This window comes from Enterococcus sp. BWB1-3, assembly GCF_016745275.1.
Lineage (GTDB): Bacteria > Bacillota > Bacilli > Lactobacillales > Enterococcaceae > Enterococcus_L.
On the sequence record NZ_JADOEP010000004.1, the window covers coordinates 118,344 to 140,996 of the forward strand.

Annotated in this window: 15 protein-coding genes; all 15 read left to right on the forward strand. The window is 39.3% G+C overall.

The window, feature by feature from the left end:
* Nucleotides 1-181: 181 nt before the first annotated feature.
* The 15 genes from IW492_RS04620 (at nt 182) to uvrC (ending at nt 22,179) form a co-directional block, all read left to right on the forward strand.
* A complete protein-coding gene (locus IW492_RS04620) occupies nt 182-1,675 on the forward strand; it encodes an ABC transporter permease (RefSeq protein WP_202065872.1) in 1,494 nt (497 codons plus the stop codon).
* Between the two features lie 13 nt (nt 1,676-1,688).
* Nucleotides 1,689-2,363, forward strand: coding sequence for an ABC transporter ATP-binding protein (locus tag IW492_RS04625; RefSeq protein ID WP_202065881.1), 675 nt, complete (start codon nt 1,689-1,691; stop codon nt 2,361-2,363).
* Nucleotides 2,356-3,981 (forward strand): PASTA domain-containing protein, encoded by a 1,626-nt coding sequence (locus IW492_RS04630; protein WP_202065889.1) that lies wholly within the window; start codon nt 2,356-2,358, stop codon nt 3,979-3,981. Before IW492_RS04625 ends, IW492_RS04630 begins: the two co-directional genes overlap by 8 nt.
* A 249-nt stretch (nt 3,982-4,230) precedes the next feature.
* Nucleotides 4,231-5,034 carry an isoprenyl transferase gene (locus tag IW492_RS04635; RefSeq protein ID WP_202065892.1) on the forward strand — a complete coding sequence of 268 codons (804 nt, stop codon included), beginning with the start codon at nt 4,231-4,233 and terminating at the stop codon, nt 5,032-5,034.
* The gene (locus IW492_RS04640; RefSeq protein WP_202065895.1) at nt 5,031-5,831 is read left to right on the forward strand and encodes a phosphatidate cytidylyltransferase; all 801 of its coding nucleotides are present in this window, start codon (nt 5,031-5,033) and stop codon (nt 5,829-5,831) included. Before IW492_RS04635 ends, IW492_RS04640 begins: the two co-directional genes overlap by 4 nt.
* Nucleotides 5,832-5,888: 57 nt before the next feature.
* Nucleotides 5,889-7,052, forward strand: coding sequence for a 1-deoxy-D-xylulose-5-phosphate reductoisomerase (locus IW492_RS04645; protein WP_202065897.1), 1,164 nt, complete (start codon nt 5,889-5,891; stop codon nt 7,050-7,052).
* Complete coding sequence (gene rseP, locus IW492_RS04650) at nt 7,049-8,308, forward strand: RIP metalloprotease RseP (protein WP_202065908.1); 1,260 nt, start codon at nt 7,049-7,051, stop codon at nt 8,306-8,308. Before IW492_RS04645 ends, rseP begins: the two co-directional genes overlap by 4 nt.
* A gap of 252 nt (nt 8,309-8,560) precedes the next feature.
* Nucleotides 8,561-10,270: a proline--tRNA ligase gene (locus tag IW492_RS04655; RefSeq protein ID WP_202065918.1), complete on the forward strand. Its 1,710-nt coding sequence runs from the start codon at nt 8,561-8,563 to the stop codon at nt 10,268-10,270.
* 263 nt (nt 10,271-10,533) lie between these two features.
* A complete protein-coding gene (locus IW492_RS18310) occupies nt 10,534-10,662 on the forward strand; it encodes a hypothetical protein (RefSeq protein ID WP_267491498.1) in 129 nt (42 codons plus the stop codon).
* Nucleotides 10,663-11,249: 587 nt separating this feature from the next.
* Complete coding sequence (locus IW492_RS04660; protein ID WP_202065921.1) at nt 11,250-15,602, forward strand: PolC-type DNA polymerase III; 4,353 nt, start codon at nt 11,250-11,252, stop codon at nt 15,600-15,602.
* 542 nt (nt 15,603-16,144) lie between these two features.
* Entirely contained in the window at nt 16,145-16,597 is a 453-nt protein-coding gene (zapA, locus tag IW492_RS04665) for a cell division protein ZapA (protein WP_202065938.1), read from the forward strand.
* An 18-nt stretch (nt 16,598-16,615) separates the two neighbouring features.
* Complete coding sequence (locus IW492_RS04670) at nt 16,616-17,164, forward strand: CvpA family protein (protein ID WP_202065941.1); 549 nt, start codon at nt 16,616-16,618, stop codon at nt 17,162-17,164.
* A gap of 105 nt (nt 17,165-17,269) precedes the next feature.
* Nucleotides 17,270-19,636, forward strand: coding sequence for an endonuclease MutS2 (locus IW492_RS04675; RefSeq protein WP_202065944.1), 2,367 nt, complete (start codon nt 17,270-17,272; stop codon nt 19,634-19,636).
* A 225-nt stretch (nt 19,637-19,861) separates the two neighbouring features.
* The gene (trxA, locus tag IW492_RS04680) at nt 19,862-20,173 is read left to right on the forward strand and encodes a thioredoxin (protein WP_202065958.1); all 312 of its coding nucleotides are present in this window, start codon (nt 19,862-19,864) and stop codon (nt 20,171-20,173) included.
* Nucleotides 20,174-20,385: 212 nt separating this feature from the next.
* Complete coding sequence (gene uvrC, locus IW492_RS04685; protein WP_202065961.1) at nt 20,386-22,179, forward strand: excinuclease ABC subunit UvrC; 1,794 nt, start codon at nt 20,386-20,388, stop codon at nt 22,177-22,179.
* Nucleotides 22,180-22,653: the final 474 nt, after the last annotated feature.

Consider the following 22,653-nt stretch of genomic DNA (forward strand, 5'->3'; position numbering starts at 1 on the left):
AAAAATGGAAATAAATAGAGATTTAAAGGATAAATACTTTTTTTTATAAAAAGTTATTTGGAAATTGGCGCAAGGGATGTTTGATTTATCTTTCTTTTAAGTCAGAAAAAGATTGTAACTCCCCCTATATTATGGAATAATGAGGAATGAGTAAAGAAATTATAGTTAAGGAGCTGAGGATGTGAATTTTGTCAAAAGGGCGTTATACAGCGTTACCAGAAGAAAAGGAAAATCCATTCTTTTGTTCGCAGTGATTTTTATTTTGGGAAACGTTATAGCAGGAGCGATTGCCATTCAGCAGTCAACACAGAATGTTGAAAAAAATATCAAAAAAGAGTTAGGCGGACTGGCAAGTATTGAAATAGATTATGAGAACAATCAAGATGCTTTTATGTCAGAAGATTTCAAGATGGAATTTTTGTCAGAGGATCTTATTAAGCAGGTGGGTGAATCGCCGTATGTGAAATATTATGATTATAATATCACCAGCTGGATAGAAACAAAGACACTGAAAGCAGCAACAATGGAAGATTTTAGTAATGATGAATCGTACATTACCTCACAGGGCTTCAATATAAAAGGCTCGAATCTGCCGGGAATTTTAGATGCTGAAGAAAAAATAATTAATATAACCGAAGGGAAAACCTTTACTCAGGAGGATATCACTAAAGGGAATAATGTCGTTGTTATTTCATCCAAGGTTGCTGAAAAGAACGGACTTTCAGTGGGTGATCAGATGATCATTGACCAGATAGGGACTCAATACACCGAAGAAGGTACAATGAATGAGGTGTTTAAAATAGATATTCCGGTAGAAATTATTGGAATATTTGAGCCGACAACGGTTGAGCTGGAAGAAAATAAAGGAAATGACGGCTCCACAGCTGCTGCAAGTGACAGTGAGAATCAGTACCTGTCAATGGAAAAAATGAACACGATGTACATGCCGAACAAAACGGTCCTTGAAATGAATAAAACGTATACAGAAAAATATATTGAAAAAGTTCCAGAGGAAGCAGAGTTTCTGACAACGAATGAAGATGAGTATTATTACACACCTGTTTATGTTATGAATAATGCAGATGAAGTGGAAGCTTTTAAAGAAGAGACACAGCCATTGCTGCCTGAACTTTACACAGTGAGAGCGTCAACGGATCAGTACGACCAAATTGCAGGCAGTATGGGCAGCCTTTCTAAAATCTCCGGCTATGTCGTGACAATAGCCGTTGCAGCTGCTCTGCTGATTATTTCATTAGTCGTTCTACTGTTTATGCGGGATAGAAAACATGAACTGGGCATTTACCTTTCTCTTGGGGACAAAAGAGGTCATGTAATGGGACAGATTATTATTGAAATGGTCATAATAAGCGGTATCGCTCTGATTTTGTCATTACTTACAGGTAATTTCCTGGGGAAAGTTGTTTCGGATGCATTATTGAACAGTGATATGCTGAGTACAGCGGACACAATGATGGATGGCATGGTCTATTATGGAGGGGACTCTTTGGGGACGACGAATTTGACAAATACAGACGTCATGAACTCTTATAAAGTAGAGTTTTCTCTGGGATATATCGTTACCTATCTGGTTGTTGGAATGACAACAACATTGCTCTCCGCTGTTATTCCTCTATTGTACATTCTTCGGCTTGATCCTAAAAAAATTATGATGTAGGAGGGGAAAAAAATTGGCAATACTGGAAACGAAAAAAATGGATTACTATTATCAGGATGGCGATAAGCGCCGCTTTATCCTAAAGGATACAAATGCGGCTTTTGAAAAAGGAACCTTCTACACTATATTAGGGCAGTCCGGTTCCGGCAAGACCACCTTTCTATCATTAATCAGTGCATTGGATACACCTAAGTCGGGACAAATCCTCTTTAAAAATAAGGACATTAAGACGATAGGATATGATAAATACCGCAGAGATGCAATCAGTATTATTTTTCAAAGCTATAATCTGGTACCTTATTTAACCGCAGTGGAAAATGTACTGGTTGCAATGTCAATCACCGATAATAAGCTGCCGGAAAATCAAAAAGAAGTAGCCTATAATCTTCTTGATTACATTGGGATTACCAAAGGCAAAGCAGATCGTCTTGTTAATCAGCTTTCAGGTGGAGAACAGCAGCGTGTAGCAATCGCCAGAGCACTGTCAACAAATGTTGATATTATTTTAGCAGACGAACCGACAGGAAATCTGGATGAGGAAATGGAGCAGGAAATTGTCAACATCTTTAAAAGACTGGCAAAGCAGCACAATAAATGTGTGATTGTTGTTACACACTCAAATGAAATTGCCAGTCAGTCTGACAAGACCTATTATTTGAAAAAAGGTGTGTTGAAGCAATATGAGTGATTTTCTAGCAAACTTCGAAAATAAAAATTATGAGAAGACACGTCAGGATAAGCTTTATGAAAAGAAGAAGGACAGCCAAAGAAAGAATAGTCAAAAAGGTCAGGAATCAGAGCAGAAACAAACAGGAAAAGCTGTAAAGGAAAATGATTTGCGTTCAGCAGAATCTTCATTAAAAAAAACGTCAGAGCCTATAAAAAATGTTCAGACAGAGCCGATAGGAGAGCTTTCTGTAGAAGAATTGCTGAGGCAAAAGAAGCAGCAGAGGTATGAGCGGCAGGCAGCTCGTGAAGCAGCAGAGGTACATCTGCTTCAGGGAGTAAATGAGCAGCAGGCTCAAAATACTGCTTCTAAAGCAGCTGTGAAACAGATACAGGAGCCTGTCCAGCAATCACTGGAGTATGAAAATGAAACAGCAGCTCCGGGAGAAGAGCTGACAGAGACAGACCCTGGTTATCGCAGAAAAAAGATTATTAAGTATATTGTTTTGGCAATAGGGACAGCGGCGGCAATTGGAATTGGAATTTTTGCCTACTATCAATATACCCATGTAACCGTTCCTGATTTTGTTGGAAAGGAATTGTCAGAGGCGAGAGCCTGGACAACAGAAAACGGTGTGACACTTAAAATTGAACAGATTTATGATTTTGACAAACCAACAAATCAAATTATTTCTCAGAATGTTCAAAATAAAAAAATTAAAAAGGGCAGTGAATTACTCATTGATGCCAGCTTAGGACCTGATCCAGAAGAAGTCATTGCGCTGCCGGAATTTAAAGATATGTCTAAAGAAGCTGCGAATGAATGGATTGCAGCCAACAAAGCAGACAGTCTCAGTCTCATTGAAGAATACAATGAGACAAAACCAGCCGGCGAGTTTATTAAGCTTGAAATTGGAGCAAAAGATATCACCGTGGAAACGTATCGTAGAAAAGACAAAGCAAATATTTACTTTTCAAAAGGGGCAGAGCCGCTGGAAAAGACAATTGAAGTGACTGATTTCGTTGGTAAAACGAAGGAGGAAGCAGAAGAGTGGTCGAAGAAAAATGAGCTGGCAATTGAAATTTCCGAAAGCGATTCTGATACAGTCGAAACTGGAAAAGTGATTTCTCAAGAGGCGGCAAAAGGAACGAAGCTGGCTAAAAAGGATAAATTCCCAGTTGTCATTTCGACTGGAAAGGCTTATGTTGTTCCTGACTTTTCTCAAATGTCCATGACTGATGCTGAAAGCAATGAGTCAGTTTCAGTTAGACAGATTTATCACGATACGGTACCTTATGGAGGATTTGTCAGTCAGTCTGTTGAAGCAGGACAAACATTTAAAGAAGCTGAGAAACCGGGAATAGAACTGGTTTATTCAATTGGAAAGCCATTTATAAGAGACCTGAAAGATTCGACACTTGAAGGAGACCTGCAAAAGATTTTTTACGAGGAATATCAGTCTAAAGGTGCGAACGTAACTTTCCAAGTGTATTATGTTGACTCTGAGGTAACGAAAGGAACAGTTGTACAGATGAGCCAGTATAATGAATTTGTGTCAACAAATGCCGTTATTCGGATCAGCATCAGCCGAGGAAATATTGTTCGTACAGAGGAAGATCCAGCTTCTGTTGATAATTAAACGAAAATTTTTATGAAAAAAGCGCAGGAAAGATGAAATGATCCTGCGTTTTTTTAGACTATAAAAAAACAAACAAAGTTTTATAAGGTCGTAGAATTTAGGAGTAAATGCCTTGGAATGAATATTCTGCTGGGAGATCCTTTTCATTTTATTAACAAAACAGAAAAATTTGATCTTTGCATAGGTTTTTCTGAAAGTTATTGCTATAATAGTCTAGATAGATTTTTAAAATTGGAGGGAAAAAGAAATATGTTTCGTTTTTTTCCGCAGAAAGATAAGTATATACAGAAAGAATCTGAATATATATTTGATAAAAACGGCAGTATACCTAAACATGTGGCAATTATCATGGACGGTAATGGAAGATGGGCGCAAAACAGAAGACTTCCTCGCATAGCCGGACATAAAGAAGGGATGAATACAGTCAAAAAAATTACAAAGCATGCGAGTCATTTGGGAGTGAAAGTCCTGACCCTGTATGCATTTTCTACAGAGAACTGGAAAAGACCTTCTGAAGAAGTGAACTTCCTAATGCAGCTACCAGTGGACTTTTTTGATACATTTGTACCTGAGCTGATTGAGGAGAATGTCCGAGTTGAAGTGATGGGCTATAAAGAATTTCTGCCTGCCCATACACAGGATGCAGTAAAGCGGGCAATTGAACAGACAAAAGATAATACAGGAATGGTGCTCAATTTTGCTTTAAACTATGGCTCACGGGCAGAAATAGTAACGGCGGTTCAGCAAATTGCCAAAGAGGCGGCAGATGGCAAAATCACTCCTCAGGATATTGATGAAACAGTAATTTCCAAGCATTTAATGACAAACATATTGGACAAAGATCTACGAGATCCGGAGCTGCTGATCCGAACAAGCGGAGAAGAACGTATCAGTAATTTCCTGTTATGGCAGATTGCATACAGTGAGTTATTTTTTACCGATGCGTTTTGGCCTGACTTCAATGATTTTTTATTAGAATCTGCAATTGCTTCATTTCAGAATAGAAATCGCCGCTTTGGCGGTTTGACGCAGAATAAGGAGGAAAATAAATGAGACAACGGGTCATTACAGCTGTTGCGGCACTGGTATTGTTTATTCCAATTATTGTATATGGCGGTATTGCTATAGAGCTTACAGCTGCAGCTTTAGCAGTTGTTGGTGTCTATGAATTATTTAGAATGAAGGGTCTTGATCTGCTGAGCTTCGAGGGAATACTTTCAGCATTAGCTGCGATTGTATTGGTTTTACCGAAAGATCGCTGGTTCTTCTTTTTACCTGAAAAAACAGATAATTTTATTTTATTTTATTTAATGGTTATGATCTTATTGGGCGCACTGGTTGCTTCAAAAAATACATACAGCATTTCGCAGGCAGGTTTTCCGGTAATTGCCAGCTTGTATCTTGGTGTAGGATTTCAAAATTTTGTAGCTGCAAGAGAGACAGGTTTAGTGGTTTTACTTTATGCACTTTTCGTTGTTTGGGCAACAGACATAGGCGCATATATGGCAGGAAGAAAATTTGGGAATAGAAAACTTTTGCCTTCTGTTTCTCCGAATAAAACAATTGAGGGATCAATCGGCGGTATTTTGTCGGCAGTGGCAGTTGGCGGTGTTTATATCGCACTTGTTCCGGGGAAAGAAGCTTTTACCTACAGCTTGCCTGTCATGCTGGTACTAACAGTCATTTTTTCTATTGTCGGACAGTTTGGAGATCTTGTAGAATCATCAATTAAGAGACATTACGATGTGAAGGATTCCGGGAAAATACTTCCGGGACACGGCGGTATTTTGGATCGATTTGATAGTTTGTTGTTTGTTTTTCCTGTTATGCATCTATTTGGTTTGTTTTAAGAATAAGGGAAGGGAAGGTATAAAAACTCTGACCATTCAGAGTTTTTCTTTATTACCATGAAAAAAATTTCATTATTAGGAGCTACAGGTTCTATAGGAGCAAGTACAATTGAGGTAGTCAACGCTTATTCTGAGCGATTTCAAATTATTTCATTAACCTTTCATTCCAATATTGATAAAGGCCGTCAGCTGATTGAACAGCTGCAGCCTGTGTATGTAGGTGTCGGTACAGTTGAAATGAAAGAGCAGCTTGAAAAAGAATATCCTGCAGTACGTTTCGGTATCGGTGAAGCAGGAATGATTGAAGCAGCAGAACTTCCAGAAGTAGATGTTGTTCTAACTGCAGTTTCCGGAAGTATTGGTCTTCGCCCTACACTGGCTGCGATCGAAGCAGGAAAAGATATTGCCTTAGCAAATAAAGAAACATTGGTGATGGCTGGTGAATGGGTCATGGCAGCCGCAGTAAGAAAAGGCGTGTCTATCCTTCCTGTTGACAGTGAGCATTCAGCAATTTTTCAATGTCTGGAAGGAAATCAGCCCTGTAATAATGTAAAAGAAATTGTTATTACAGCATCAGGCGGAAGTTTTCGCGAATTATCCAGAGAAGAGTTAAAAGAAGTTACATTGGAACAGGCACTGAATCATCCTAATTGGGCAATGGGAGAAAAAATAACAATTGATTCTTCCACAATGGTGAACAAAGGGCTTGAGGTCATTGAAGCGCATTGGTTATTTAATATGACTTATGATAAAATAAAAGTTGTTTTACATAGAGAAAGTACAGTCCATTCAATGATTGTATTTCGGGACGGCGCTTATCTGGCTCAGCTCGGTCCGAGTGATATGAGAGAACCGATTCAGTATGCATTGACTTATCCGGAGCGGCTGCCGATGAAAAATGAAAAGCCATTTGATTTGGCAACAATGGGGGCATTACATTTTGCACCAATGGATTATGAACGCTTCCCCATGCTGAAATTGGCGTATAAAGTTGGAAAACTGGGCGGAGGCTATCCTACAGTGTATAATGCAGCGAATGAGGTGGCGGTGGCGGCTTTTATTTCAGGGAAGATTTCTTATCTTCAAATTGAAGCGTTCATTATCAAAGCGGTGGATAATCATATAGAACAACAGATAATAACTTTAGATGATGTAATCAAAATTGATAAAGAAACACGAAACAATGTAGAAAGATGGATAGAGGAAGAAGGAAATTTATGAAAACAATTATTACATTTATTCTTGTCTTTGGGATTCTTGTCATTGTGCACGAATTCGGACATTTCTTTTTTGCAAAGCGGGCAGGTATTTTAGTTCGTGAATTTGCAATTGGAATGGGACCCAAGATTTTTTCTCATCAGGGAAAAGACGGAACAACGTATACGTTGCGTATTTTACCTGTAGGCGGCTATGTTCGAATGGCTGGAGCTGAAGAAGATGATCTGGAGCTTAAACCCGGGATGATGCTCTCCCTGGTGGTTAATGAAGAGAACAAAGTTGTCAAAATCAATACCAGTAAAAAAGTACAGCTGCCAAACAGTATTCCAATTGAATTGCTGGAGTACGATTTGGAAAAGGAGCTGTTTATCAAAGGGTATGAAAATGGTGATGAGTCGCAGGAAGTGGTTTACACTGTGGATCACGATGCAAACATCATTGAGCCGAACGGGGTGGAAATTCGAATCGCACCGGAAGATGTCCAGTTTCAGTCTGCAAAGCTAAGCCAAAGAATGCTGACTAATTTTGCCGGACCAATGAATAATTTCCTGTTGGCGATTGTACTTTTTACCATTTGGGTATTCATGAATGGCGGAGTGACTGTTACGGATACGAATCGTTTAGGTGAAGTACTTCCGGATGGTGTTGCTTCTGAGGCTGGTTTAAAAGAAAATGATGAGGTCCTGTCTATTGATGGAGAAAAAATAGCAGACTGGCAAAGCTTGATAACTATTGTTCAGGAAAATCCTGAAAAGCCTCTTGAATTTGAAGTAAAGAGAGGGAATGAAACTCAGACAATTATGGTAACTCCTGAGGAGGACAGCTCAGGGGCAGGGAAAATTGGTATTGCAGTTCCGAAGAAAGACAGCTTGGGAGATAAATTGTTGGGCGGACTGACTGAAACAATCAACAATTCAACAACGATTTTCCAAACACTGGGTTCAATGTTTACAAACTTTAACATTAATAAACTGGGTGGACCGGTTATGATGTTCCAGCTTTCCTCTGAAGCGTCCAAATCTGGTGTTGATACAGTGATTTGGCTGATGGCAATGCTTTCAGTGAATCTCGGTATCGTAAATCTGTTGCCGATTCCTGCTTTAGATGGCGGTAAGCTTGTACTGAATATTTTTGAGGGTGTTAGAGGCAAACCGCTTAGTCAGGAAAAAGAGATGATTCTGACACTGATCGGTGTAGGTTTTATCATGCTGTTGATGATTTTAGTCACTTGGAATGATATTCAACGGTTCTTTTTCTAAAAAAAAAGAACAATTTACTGTGAATTGGATTTGTGGGGAAATTTGTTGGTTTCGCAAAAGAAAAGAGCTCTGGAACAGCCATTTTGGTGTCAGACTCTTTAATATATAAGTTGAATAAATTTAGTAGTTAAGCGTAACAGGCTGCTGACTGATTGATAATGGATATTTCACTGAAAGTAGTTTTTTCGAGTTGAATCTATTAGAAAATAGTGCAGTGAGCGGTTTTGCTTGTCTGACAAAGGAGAGTTTTTAATGAAACAGTCAAAGATGTTAATTCCTACTTTACGTGAGGTGCCAAATGATGCGGAGGTTCTAAGTCATCAGATTTTATTGCGTGCTGGCTATATTCGTCAGGTTTCTGCCGGACTTTATTCGTATCTGCCGCTGGCAAATCGTGTGTTGGAAAAGCTGAAAAAGATTATGAGGGAAGAGTTTGAAAAAATTGATGCAGTGGAAATGCTGATGCCTGCACTGCTTCCGGCCGAGCTTTGGAAAGAGTCGGGAAGATATGAAACTTACGGACCTAATCTGTATCGGCTTAAAGATCGGAATGACAGGGACTATATTTTAGGTCCGACACATGAAGAAACATTTACTGAATTGATTAGAAATGAAGTAAATTCATATAAAAAATTACCTTTAAATTTATATCAGATACAGCCAAAATACCGTGATGAAAAAAGACCTCGTTTTGGTCTGCTTCGCGGAAGAGAATTTATTATGAAGGATGGCTACTCTTTCCATTCCAGTTATGATAGTCTTGATGAAACATACAAAGACTATGAAAAGGCATACTCTGCAATTTTTGAACGTTGCGGTCTGGATTTCCGTGCAATTATCGGAGACGGTGGTGCTATGGGAGGAAAAGATTCAAAAGAGTTTATGGCTATTTCAGATATTGGTGAAGATACAATTTGTTATTCTACAGAAGGTGATTATGCTGCAAACCTTGAAATGGCAACAAGTCTTTACACACCAAAAAAATCTCATGAGAGTCAGCAGGTTCTTGAAAAAGAGGCGACACCAAAGATTGGAACTATTCAGGAAGTTGCAGAATTTTTTGATATTGAACCTCAAAAAATCATCAAATCACTTTTATTTATTGCTGATGGCGAGCCGGTCATGGTTCTGGTTCGGGGCGATCATGAAGTAAATGATGTAAAACTGAAAAACTTTCTGGGTGTGGATTTCATGGATGAAGCAACTGAGGAAGAGGTTGAAAAATATATTGGTGCAGCGTTCGGATCAATTGGTCCTGTTGGGCTGTCAGAGGAAGTCAAACTGTTTGCGGATCTGTGTATTCAGGACTTGGGCAATGCAGTAGCCGGCGCCAACGAAACTGGTTACCATTATAAAAATGTCAATCCTGAAAGAGATTTTAATCCAATTAAGTATATCGATTTACGGTTTGTTCAGGAAGGAGACCCTTCACCTGACGGAAACGGAGTACTGGCCTTTACCAAAGGAATTGAAATTGGTCATATCTTTAAGCTGGGGACTCGTTACAGCGAATCGATGAATGCTAATGTATTGGACGAAAACGGCAGAGAGATCCCAGTTATTATGGGCTGTTATGGAATTGGCGTCAGCCGTCTGCTTTCAGCGATTGTTGAACAAAATGCGAATGAAGAAGGAATCAACTGGCCAAAAGGAATTGCTCCATTTGATTTACATGTTGTTCAAATGAACATTAAAGATGAGTACCAGAGCAAGCTGGCTCAAGAAGTAGATGAAATGATGAATCAGGCCGGCTATGAAGTATTGCTTGATGATCGAAATGAACGTGCCGGAGTTAAGTTCGCTGATGCAGATTTAATTGGGTGTCCGATTAGAATTACAGTTGGTAAAAAAGCAGTAGACGGTGTAGTGGAAGTGAAAATTAAGAAAACCGGCGAGATGCTGGAAGTTCGTAAAGAAGAACTGGAAAACACATTGTCAATTTTATTGAATACCGATCAATGAAATAACTGAAGAATATAGACTTGAAGAGGTCGCAACAAAGCCGTTTATTCGGGTTTAAGGGTTCTGGACATATTAATGTCACAGAGCCTTTTCTTTTTTCTTAATTTGAAATTCAGTAAGTTCCACTACTTTTATTTAAAAAGTGATAAGAAAATAAAAGTTTTGGAAGGTCCCCCAGCAGCAATGATTCTAAATGGCAGAGCAGATACTTTAAGAGCTGAAGGAGAAGAACAGGTCTGTTATTTAAGTGATCTGGAGCTGATATGACACAAATCCAATTTCAGGGAATGATTCATGATTTTGTTGGGGTGAATTCAATAGACCAAAGTAATACAACCCGTGCAGGGATGGCTGTGTCGGCTCACTGGATTAACAAACAAAATAAATTATAAAAAAGCAGCTCTGCATAAAAAAATAGGAATTTTATGTAGAAAAGCCCCTAGACAGACTACATGCTCCTGCACCTTCTCCGAACAGCCGAAGTTTCAATAAGGAATGTATTTATACTCATTGACCAAACAGCTAAACCACCTATTAAACGATCTTGGATCAAGTGAAAGAATCTTCTATTTTCACTGGCAGCTGTCCATGCACTTTTGAATTTACCCCAAATTTTAGGAACTAATACAGAGAATCATTGAACGAACAGTATTTCGAAGCACATTCTATTTGTTTAGGAAACAGCTTCTGTAACTACTGATATAATAGGATTTTTAGTGAATAATGGGTAAATTCAAATCATGTACTTCGTTGTGTTTCAGGAGAAATAATAGTATACTTAAGAATGATCAGGACTGTACAGTACAGATAAAATTTAACCTATTATTTTATGAATCAAGTGTGCTTTTTTTGTTTTCAGACAGGACAGTCTGGAACAAAAAGGAAATTTGGTTCATTTCATTATTTAGAATGATAAAGGTCATTTGCTTTTAATTAAATAAAGGAATGGCAGTCAAGTAAGTTAGAGGAGGTTCATTTTTTGGAGCAGGAAAAAGAATTATTCATCAAGTTGTTGGATCAGATTCAACTGGAAGATTCAGAAAGAGAACACCCTATTCTTCAAGAGGGAAAAATAAAAAAAGTTGTTGTTCATCAAAAAAGCCGTGTATGGGAATTTCATTTGGAAATCCCTGAGATTTTGCCGGTTATGCTTTATCAGTCATTCATACAGCATATTGAACTGGCATTTCAACAGATTGCCGGTGTTTCAGTCAGCTTTCAGACATTAAACGGCGGAAGCTATTCAGAAGAGCAGCTGACTGATTATTGGCAGCTCGCTTTGTTAAATTATCAATGTGATTCTCCGCTTGTTCAACGTGTCGTAAAAAATCAAACACCTGTTATTCAAGATCAAAGAGTGATTTTACCTGTTGATAATGAAGCAGTGATATCTTATTTGAAACAGCAGTATTTACCAATCATTGAAAATTTATATACACAATACGGGTTTAAAAAATTTCATATTGAGCCTAAAATGGATCAGCAGCAGGCAGAACGTGTACTGAAGCTTTTTGAAGAGCGGAAACAGGAACAGGCTGAAGCGTTTCAGCAACAGGCAGCTGAGTCTCTTGTAAAACATGAGCAGCGTAAAAAAGAAAAGCAAAATGCTGTCGGAGCATTGGACGGACCAGTGAAGCTGGGAAGAAATATACCCAATGATGAAGTGATTATACCAATGGGAAATATTTTGGAGGAAGAACGCCGGGTCACGATTGAAGGTTATATCTTTGATAAAGAAATCCGGGAGCTTCGTTCAAAACGAAAAATTTTAATCCTGAAGATTACTGATTATACTTCGTCATTTATTGTAAAGAAATTCTCAAATGGTGAGAAAGATGAACAGATTTTCGAAGCAATAAGGAGTAACAGCTGGATTCGCGTCAGGGGGAGTATCCAGGAAGATACTTTTATGCGTGATTTAGTTATGAATGCTCAGGACTTGATGGAAGTCAGCCACGAGGCCAGAAAAGATTATGCACCTGAAGGGGAAAAACGAGTTGAGCTGCATCTTCACAGCAACATGAGTACAATGGATGCTACCAATAATATTGGCGATCTGGTTGCTCAGGCAGGCAAGTGGGGACATAAGGCAATTGCGATTACAGATCATGGAGGAGCTCAGTCTTTTCCGGATGCGCATAGTGCAGGGAAAAAGGCCGGAGTAAAAATTCTTTACGGTGTGGAAGCAAACATTGTTGATGATGGCGTTCCAATTGCCTATAACGAGGCACATATTGAGTTAACGGATGCCACCTATGTTGTGTTTGACGTGGAAACTACTGGTTTATCAGCTGTTTATGATACCATTATCGAGTTGGCAGCTGTCAAGATGCATAAAGGAAATATTATTGATACATTTGAACAATTCATTGATCCCGGACACCCCTTGTCACAAACAACCATTAATTTAACCGGGATTACGGATGAAATGGTTCGCGGTTCTAAATCGGAAGAAGAAGTACTCCGGTTATTTAAAGAATTTGCGGAAGGGACGATTCTTGTTGCCCACAACGCTTCATTTGATATGGGCTTCTTAAATACAAGCTACGGCAAATATGGTATTCCGGAAGCAGATAATCCCGTCATTGATACACTTGAACTGTCTCGTTATTTACATCCAACTTTTAAGAGTCACCGATTAAATACGCTGTCCAAAAAATTTGGTGTCAATCTTGAACAGCATCACCGGGCGATTTATGATTCAGAATCAACGGGACATCTTTGCTGGATTTTCTTGAAAGATGCAAAAGAAAATCATAATATGCACTATCACGATGAGCTGAACATGCACATTGGTGAGGGTGATTCTTATAAACGAGCGCGTCCTTTCCATGCAACAATTCTGGCTGCTACACAAGCTGGACTGAAAAATTTATTTAAATTAATTTCTATGTCAAATGTGAATTACTTTTTCCGTATTCCGAGAATTCCACGTTCTCAGCTGAATAAACTGAGAGAAGGGCTAATTATTGGGTCAGCATGCTCAAGCGGCGAAATTTTTGAAGCAATGATGCAAAAAGGGGTGGAAGAAGCAAAGAACCGGGCAAAATTTTACGACTACATCGAAGTAATGCCCAAGGCTGTCTATGCGCCTTTACTTGAACAAGAGCTGGTTAAAAGTGAAGCAGATTTGGAAGAAATTATCTCGAATCTTGTTAAAATCGGTGACGAGTTGAATATCCCTGTAGCAGCTACAGGAAATGTTCATTATCTGAATGAGGAAGACAGTGTCTATCGTAAAATTCTGATTGGCTCAATGGGAGGCGCAAACCCGTTAAATCGTCATAGTCTGCCGTTAGTTCATTTTAGAACTACGGATGAAATGCTAACAGCTTTCAACTTTCTTGGAGAAGACACCGCAAAAAAAATTGTTGTGGAGAATACCAACGCAATTGCTGATATGTGTGAAGAAATTACACCGGTTAAGGATGACTTATATACACCCAAAATTCCGGGCTCTGAGGATGAAATCAGGAATTTAAGTTATTCTAGAGCGAAAGAACTTTATGGAGAACCATTACCGGATATCGTGGAAAAACGTTTAAAAAAAGAACTGGACAGTATTATTGGGAACGGCTTCTCAGTAATCTATCTGATCTCTCAAAAACTGGTTCACAAGAGTATGGAGGATGGCTATCTTGTAGGATCACGGGGTTCAGTTGGGTCCAGCTTTGTGGCCACAATGACAGGGATTACAGAGGTTAATCCATTAGCACCTCATTATCATTGTCCAAATTGCAAGTACTCTGAATTTTTTGAAGACGGGTCCTATGGTTCCGGATATGATATGCCGGAAAAAAAATGTCCTGAATGCGGAGCCAGACTATTTAAAGATGGTCATGATATTCCATTTGAAACATTCCTTGGTTTCCATGGAGACAAGGTACCCGATATTGACTTGAACTTTTCAGGAGATTATCAGGCAGAAGCCCATGGTTATACAAAAATTCTCTTTGGAGAAGAGTATGTTTACCGTGCAGGTACAATAGGTACGGTAGCAGATAAAACAGCGTATGGCTATGTGAAAGGTTATGAGCGGGATCACAATTTGAATTTTCGCGGAGCAGAAATTGATCGGCTGGCAAAAGGATCAACTGGAGTTAAACGGACAACCGGACAGCATCCAGGCGGGATTATTGTTATCCCGGATTATATGGATGTATATGATTTTACGCCGATTCAGTTTCCGGCTGATGATCAAAATGCAGAATGGAAAACCACTCACTTTGATTTCCATTCTATTCATGACAATGTATTAAAACTGGATATACTGGGACATGATGATCCGACTGTAATTAGAATGCTTCAGGATTTATCTGGAATTGATCCTAAAACAATTCCAACAGATGATCCGGAAGTGATGAGGATTTTTGAAGGGACGAATGTTTTAGGCGTTGAGCCGGATCAGATATTCTCGAAAACAGGTACTTTGGGAATTCCAGAGTTTGGAACTCGTTTTGTCCGTGGAATGCTGGAAGAGACACATCCATCAACATTTGCGGAGCTGTTGCAGATTTCCGGACTTTCTCACGGAACTGATGTATGGTTGGGAAATGCGGAAGAGCTGATTCGTAAGGGTGAAGCCACTCTGGCAGAGGTTATCGGCTGTCGGGACGATATCATGGTGTATTTGATTCATGCCGGCTTGGATGACGGTATGGCCTTTAAAATAATGGAAACAGTGCGTAAAGGGCAGTGGAATAAAATTCCGGATGACTTACGGGATACGTATCTAAAGGCGATGCGTGAAAACAATGTTCCTGAATGGTACATTGATTCCTGTTCAAAAATCAAATACATGTTCCCGAAAGCCCATGCAGCTGCTTATGTATTGATGGCCTTGCGGGTAGCCTATTTTAAGGTCTACTTCCCAATCTTGTATTATTGTGCCTATTTTTCAGTTCGTGCAGATGATTTTGATCTTGTGGCTATGTCACAGGGAAAGGATGCCGTTAAAGCACGAATGAAGGAAATTCAGGATAAAGGTCTGGAAGCTTCAACGAAAGAGAAAAATCTCCTAACGGTGCTGGAGCTTGCCAATGAGATGATTGAACGGGGCTATAATTTCAGTATGATAGATTTATACAAATCTGATGCAGAAAATTTTGTTATCGACGGGAACACGCTGATTGCGCCATTCCGCGCAGTACCAAGTTTGGGTATGAATGTGGCGAAGTCAATTGTCGAAGCAAGAGAAGAACCGTTTCTTTCTAAAGAAGACCTGGCGACCAGAGGAAAGGTATCTAAAACGCTGATTGAATATATGAATGAAAATGGTGTTCTAAAGGATTTACCTGATGAGAACCAGCTGTCTCTGTTTGATATGCTGTAAGAAAGGATTAATGAAAAACCGAAGATGCTGCGAGCTCGACTCAAAGCATCTTTGTTTTTTTTTTAGAATTGATTTGATAAGAGAAGCAAGCAGGCGGCAAGGTGATAGGGTGGAACTAAAAGGTGGTATACAGCAAAAATGAAATACCAGTTTATTCGTTCACGTTACTGATTTACTGCAACCAATCCGTTAAAATCAAATGATAATTAATTCCAAAGAATATAGAGCATACATTAGCATATTCTATCTAATAATGGTATATTTTTTCTGGCATGGGTTTATTTATTTCCTGTTATTATTTTAGAGCTTAAATGGAAAACAAAAGAGTAAATGAAACTTTTTGTATGACATCTGTTGAGGATATTGCTCATTAGGAAAGAAAGTGTTTTAATTCTCTTTAAAGCACATAAGAATAATTGGCTTAAACCTTTAATTTTTCCAATAACTAGCATATAATGATATAGGATTATTCACCGGAAATAACTTTTAGCGGTGATTCATGGTATAATGTGGGTTATGGGTTAGTACAGGAGGGGAAAAACATGGCAAAAGAGAAAACAAGATATAAAGCCGTGATAGCAAATCATACGTATACAATCATTGGGCAGGAAAGTAAAAAACATATGGATATGGTCACCAGAATCGTAAATGAACAACTTGCAGAAATTAAGCATATGTCTCCTCAAACCAACACTGAACAGGCCTCTGTCCTGTTGGCAGTGAATGCTGTTTCCGATCAATTGAAGAAACAGGAAGAGGTGCTTAAATTAAGACATGAAGTGGAAGAGCTGAAACGCCGTACGATTAGAGTTACGGAGCTTGAAAATAGAATTAAGCGCATTGAAGCCATTGAAGCAGAGGCAAAGGGAGTTCTGAAGAAAAATGGCAAGGAGGATGTTGAAATTCATAATCATATGGAAGCTCAGCAGATTCTTAATGAAAACCGTAAACAGCAGATTCAGAACAAAGGAACTCAAGAAAATCAGGAAAATTAATCTTGAAAGGATGGCAGGATGTTAACATTACTGATACTTTTCATTTTAGCAGTCGGCTTTTATACTGGAGCTAAGCGAGGATTTGTTTTACAAATATTATATAGTGTGGGCTATTCTATCTCGTATTTGGTAGCGAAGAGCAATTATAAAGAACTGGCTTCACATCTTGAACTGTATATCCCGTATCCTTCGGCATCGGAAGAAACAAAGCTGGTATTATTTAATCAGGAAATTGTGTTTGAGCTGGATAAGGCATTTTATGGAGCAATTGCCTTTTTGATCATTCTGTTTATTGGCTGGCTGATCGTTCGTTTTATTGCAATTTTTGCTCATGGACTGACGTTTTTGCCCATACTAAAACAGGCAGATTGGATAGCCGGCGGAATTTTGAGCACGGTTGTACTGTATATAGGCTTATTTCTAATTTTAAATGCCCTGGCGATGATTCCCATGGATATCATACAGAATCAGTTTGAAAACAGTGGGCTGGCAAGATTTATGGTAAATGACACACCGATATTTTCCAAGCAGATTTATGATCTCTGGGTAAAACAAATGATCGGTTAACACAAGCTGGAATTTTAATGAGAGGTTGAGACAATGTCCGTTAGGTTCTTTGTTTCAGCTTTTTTTGTACTGATAATGAAGAAAAAAGAAGAGTAGGTGAAAAAATTGAACGAAAAAATATTAACAACGCTAAACTTTGATAAAGTGAAGCAGCGGATGGCAGAGTATCTCGTTACGGCACAGGGAAAAGATGAAGTGGAGAAACTGGTTCCCAGTGACGATAGTCAAGTGATACAATCCTGGCTGAATGAAACTGAAGACGGCTATAAAGTTCAGCGCTTGCGGGGAGGAATCCCGATTCCAAAACTTGAGAATATCAGACCGCATATGAAACGAATTGAAATCGGTGCTGATTTGAATGGTCTTGAACTGGCTCAAATTGGTCGGGTGCTTTCCACGGTAAATGAAGTAATTCGCTTTTTTGAAGATTTAAAAGACAGCGAAATCGAGCTGCTTCGAATTTATGAATGGCTTGATCAGTTGGTGACTATCCCTGAGCTCAGCAGAAAATTGCGAGCATCAATTGCAGAAGACGGTCAGGTTCAGGATGAAGCTTCACCTGAGCTGAGAATTATTCGAAATAATATTCGACGCAGTGAACAGACTATCCGGGAACAGCTGGACGGTATTGTACGGGGGAAGAATGCCCGTTATCTGAGTGATGCAATTGTCACAATGAGAAATGAACGTTATGTTATTCCGGTAAAGCAGGAATACCGAGGTATATTTGGCGGCGTTGTGCATGATCAAAGTTCTTCGGGGCAAACATTATTTATCGAACCAAAGCAGATTGTGGAATTGAACAATCGGCTGCGCCAGCATCAGATTGCAGAACGAAATGAGATTGAACGTATCCTTTCAGAGCTGTCTGCAGAATTGGTCCCTTACCAGCAGGAAATTATCCATAATGCATACGTAATAGGAAAATTTGATTTCATTAATGCGAAGGCACGACTTGGGAAAGAGCTGAAAGCGATTGTTCCTGAACTGAGTCTTGAAAATCACATCTTCTTAAAACAGGCACGTCATCCGCTGTTGGACCCGGACATGGCTGTTGCGAATGACATTGCTTTAGGCGAGGATTATCAGGCAATCGTCATTACAGGACCAAATACGGGTGGAAAAACAATTACATTAAAAACGTTGGGATTGCTGCAGCTGATGGGACAGTCTGGTTTGCCGATACCTGCAGAGGAAGAAAGTGTCATTGGAATCTTTAAGGAAGTTTTTGCGGATATTGGGGATGAACAGTCCATCGAACAAAGTTTAAGTACGTTTTCTTCTCATATGACAACCATTGTAGATGTTCTAAAAAAAGTGGACAGCAATTCTCTGGTGCTGTTTGATGAGCTGGGAGCTGGAACCGATCCGCAGGAAGGAGCTGCCTTGGCTATTTCGATACTGGATGCTTTAGGAAGCAAAAGTGCATATGTTGTGGCAACTACCCATTATCCTGAGCTTAAGGTGTACGGCTATAATCGAGCGAAAACGATTAACGCAAGTATGGAATTTGATGTGGATACCTTGAGTCCGACTTATCGTTTGCTTATTGGTGTTCCGGGACGAAGCAATGCATTTGAAATTTCAAGAAGACTGGGTCTTGAGGAAGTGATTATCAATGAAGCAAAACAAATTATGGACGGTGAAAGTCAAGACCTGAATGAAATGATTGCAGATTTGGAAAATCGCAGAAAAATGGCCGAAACCGAGTATCTGGAAGTTCGGCATTTCGTGGATGAGTCTCAGGGTCTGTTTAAAGACTTGAAAGAAGCTTACAATTATTTTCTTGATGAACGTGAAAAGGAAATGGCGAAAGCACGTAAAGAAGCAAACAAGCTGGTAAGCGAGGCACAGGAAGAAGCTGAAAAAATCATTTCTGATATTCGTAAACTTCAGCTTGCAGGAGGAAATCAGGGTGGTGTGAAAGAACATCAATTGATCGATGCAAAAACGAAATTGTCTAATCTTCATCAGGAAGAGGGGCACCTGAAACAGAACAAGGTGCTGAAGAAAGCGAGAGAGCAGAAACAGCTGAAAGCTGGAGACGAAGTGATTGTCAATACGTATGGACAACGAGGAGTACTCTTGAAAAAAACAGGAACAGATACCTGGCAGGTTCAACTGGGGATTCTGAAAATGGCTGTAAGTGAGGAAGACATGACACTCGTTGGGAAAGAAAAGGAACCGGTTCAGAAAATGACCACTATACGCTCTGTCGAATCAAGTCATGTTCCTAATCAGCTGGACCTTCGAGGCAAACGATATGAAGAAGCACTGGAGGAAGTCGATCGGTATTTGGATGCCGCCATATTGGCAGGATATCCGCAGGTCACAATCGTACACGGAAAAGGTACTGGGGCTTTAAGAACCGGAATAACTGATTATTTGAAGAATCACCGTAGTGTTCAGGGCTTTGAATTTGCTCCGGGGAATCAAGGCGGAAACGGAGCGACCATCGTTAAATTCAAATAGAGCTGTGTAGTAGCAGGAGTTCATTTATACAAAAGGGATTTTTGCATCATGTTTGTGAAAAATCAACATATCTCTTGAAGAAATCACCGCTGTTAATTAGCCATAAATATTTTATTAAGCACCCTAGCTTATTGATCATCTCTTACTAATGATAAGCAAAATGATGGTCTATCGAATCCTGGAATGCTATAATAAATTTGTATTTAGAAGTAGGAGGAATAAAAGATGACTGAAGCAATTACAGATAAAACATTTGCAGCAGAAACGGCTGACGGCTTGGTTCTTATTGATTTTTGGGCTGAATGGTGCGGCCCTTGCCGTATGCAGGCACCAATTTTGGACCAGTTAGCTGCAGATTATGAAGATGAATTAAAAATTGTGAAAATGGATGTAGATGAAAATCCGGAAACACCGGGTTCTTTCGGTATTTTAAGTATTCCAACGTTAATGCTGAAAAAAGACGGCGAAGTCGTTGAACGACTGGTAGGCGTTCATTCAAAAGAGCAACTGGCTGACGTAGTGGGCAAGTATCTTTAATTATCTGCTGTTTATAAAAAAATGAAATCTTGAGGTATTCTTCTTTGTATGAGAGGAATATCTCATTTTTTATTGTGAATTTCAATTCGATCTGGAGGGTAGTTGAATTCACCAATTGCTTTATTCAATATAAGAACATTCATTCGTATCTTGTCGCGTATTTACCGACTTCGTGTTATAATACTACAGGTAAAAAGGGGGAGGAAATCTTCTTGAATGAAAGAATTGCAAATAAATTAGCACTGCTTCCTGATCAGCCTGGCTGCTATCTTATGAAGGATAAAAACGGTACAGTTATTTATGTTGGAAAAGCAAAAATTCTTAAAAACCGTGTCCGTTCTTACTTTACAGGAAGTCATGATACAAAAACTGAACGACTTGTCAGCGAAATTGAAGACTTTGAATATATTGTTACTGAATCAAATATTGAGGCGCTTTTGCTGGAAATCAATCTGATTCACAAAAATGATCCGAAATATAATATCATGTTGAAGGATGATAAAAGTTACCCTTTCATAAAAATAACTAATGAATCCTATCCACGACTGCTGATTACCAGAAAAGTCCTGAAAGACAAAGCACTTTATTTTGGTCCTTATCCAGACGTGAAAGCAGCAAATGATACCAAACGTTTGCTGGATCGGCTGTTTCCATTAAGAAAATGTCGGGTGCTGCCTAAAGAAGTTTGTCTTTATTATCATATGGGTCAATGCTTGGCACCTTGTGTTTTCGATATACCAAAAGAAAAATATACTGAAATGGTAGGAGAGATTCGACGTTTTTTGAACGGCGGTTATCCGGAAATTGAAAAGGAACTCGAAGAAAAAATGGGTCAGGCAGCAGAAGCGATGGAATTTGAAAAGGCAGCAGAATACCGTGATTTAATTAAGTCCATTGAGACAGTGATGACTCGTCAGAAAATGACTAATGCCGATTTAGTGGATCGGGATGTCTTCGGATACGCAGTAGACAAGGGGTGGATGTGTGTACAGGTATTCTTTGTGAGACAGGGAAAACTGATCGAAAGAGATGTATCCATTTTTCCATTTTACAATGAAGCGGAAGAAGATTTTCTAACATTCATTGGACAGTTTTATCAGGAAAACGAACACTTTATTCCAAAAGAAGTGCTGATTCCTGACAACATTGATAAGGAAAGTGTAGAAGCACTGCTTTCAACCACTGTTGTACAGCCGCAACGTGGAGAAAAGAAAAAGCTGGTTAGACTGGCTGGGAAAAATGCTGCTGTTGCACTACAGGAAAAATTTGATCTGATTGTCCGAAAACAGGAACGAACAATTGGGGCTGCGGAACGCTTGGGTAATGCAATGAATATTCCTACACCTGTTCGAATAGAAGCGTTTGATAACTCCAATATTATGGGAACGGACCCTGTTTCAGCAATGGTTGTCTTTATTGATGGGAAACCGGACAAAAAAGAATATCGAAAATATAAAATAAAAACGGTGAAGGGACCGGATGATTATGCCTCTATGAGAGAAGTCATCTACCGCCGTTATTCTCGTGTACTTAAAGAAGGATTGCCTTTCCCAGATCTGATAGTGATTGACGGAGGAAAAGGTCAAGTGGATGCAGCAAGAGAAGTACTTGCCAACCAGCTGGGTTTGGACATACCAATTGCTGGTTTGGCTAAAAACGACAGACATAAAACAAGTGAGCTGTTGTTTGGACCAGAGCTTTCGGTGGTTCCATTGGAGAGAAATTCTCAGGAGTTTTTTCTGCTGCAGCGGATTCAGGATGAAGTTCACCGCTTTGCGATAACTTTCCACCGCCAACTGAGAAGTAAAAACAGTTTTGCTTCAAAACTGGATGATATTGAAGGGTTGGGTCCGAAGAGAAAAAAGGAGCTTTTGCGTCAGTTTAAGTCATTAAAAAATATTACTGCTGCAACTCTGGATGATTTAAAAGCTGCCGGATTGCCTAAAAATGTGGCTCAAAATGTCTATAATCACCTGCATCAAGAAGAAGAGAAGTTGAAAGAGTAAGTGGAAGTTCTACACGGTGTACGTATGTGCAGCTGGAAATAGCTGGCAGATAGGTTCACTGTGTGGGATTTTTTTTACAGGAAAACAGGTTGAATTTTTTCTATAGAATTTAAGTTGTTGTGCTCTGAATTTGCTCACTTTCTACATTAAAATGATTGGTTATAACTGATATACAAAGATAGAAAATGTTAACGTGCATGCTTCAATGACAAGAACGAGCAACCTCAAAAGCAACTGGGGAATTGTCAGTTTCACTGGTGTAAGCTCTTCTAGTGAAATGATATGCGTAGCTTCAATAAGTATTCCTTGGAAGAAGCGAGCTCAGTTAAATAGTGTACGACTTTACAGCTAGTTTGACTCCAGTTAGGGATGAAATCGGCATTTTCTACCGAGTTGCTTCCGTGCTGGCTGCACGTTTCTTGGATTAGGAGCACCACTTAGTTTTAATTTGGTCAGAGCACTAGTGTTATGTCC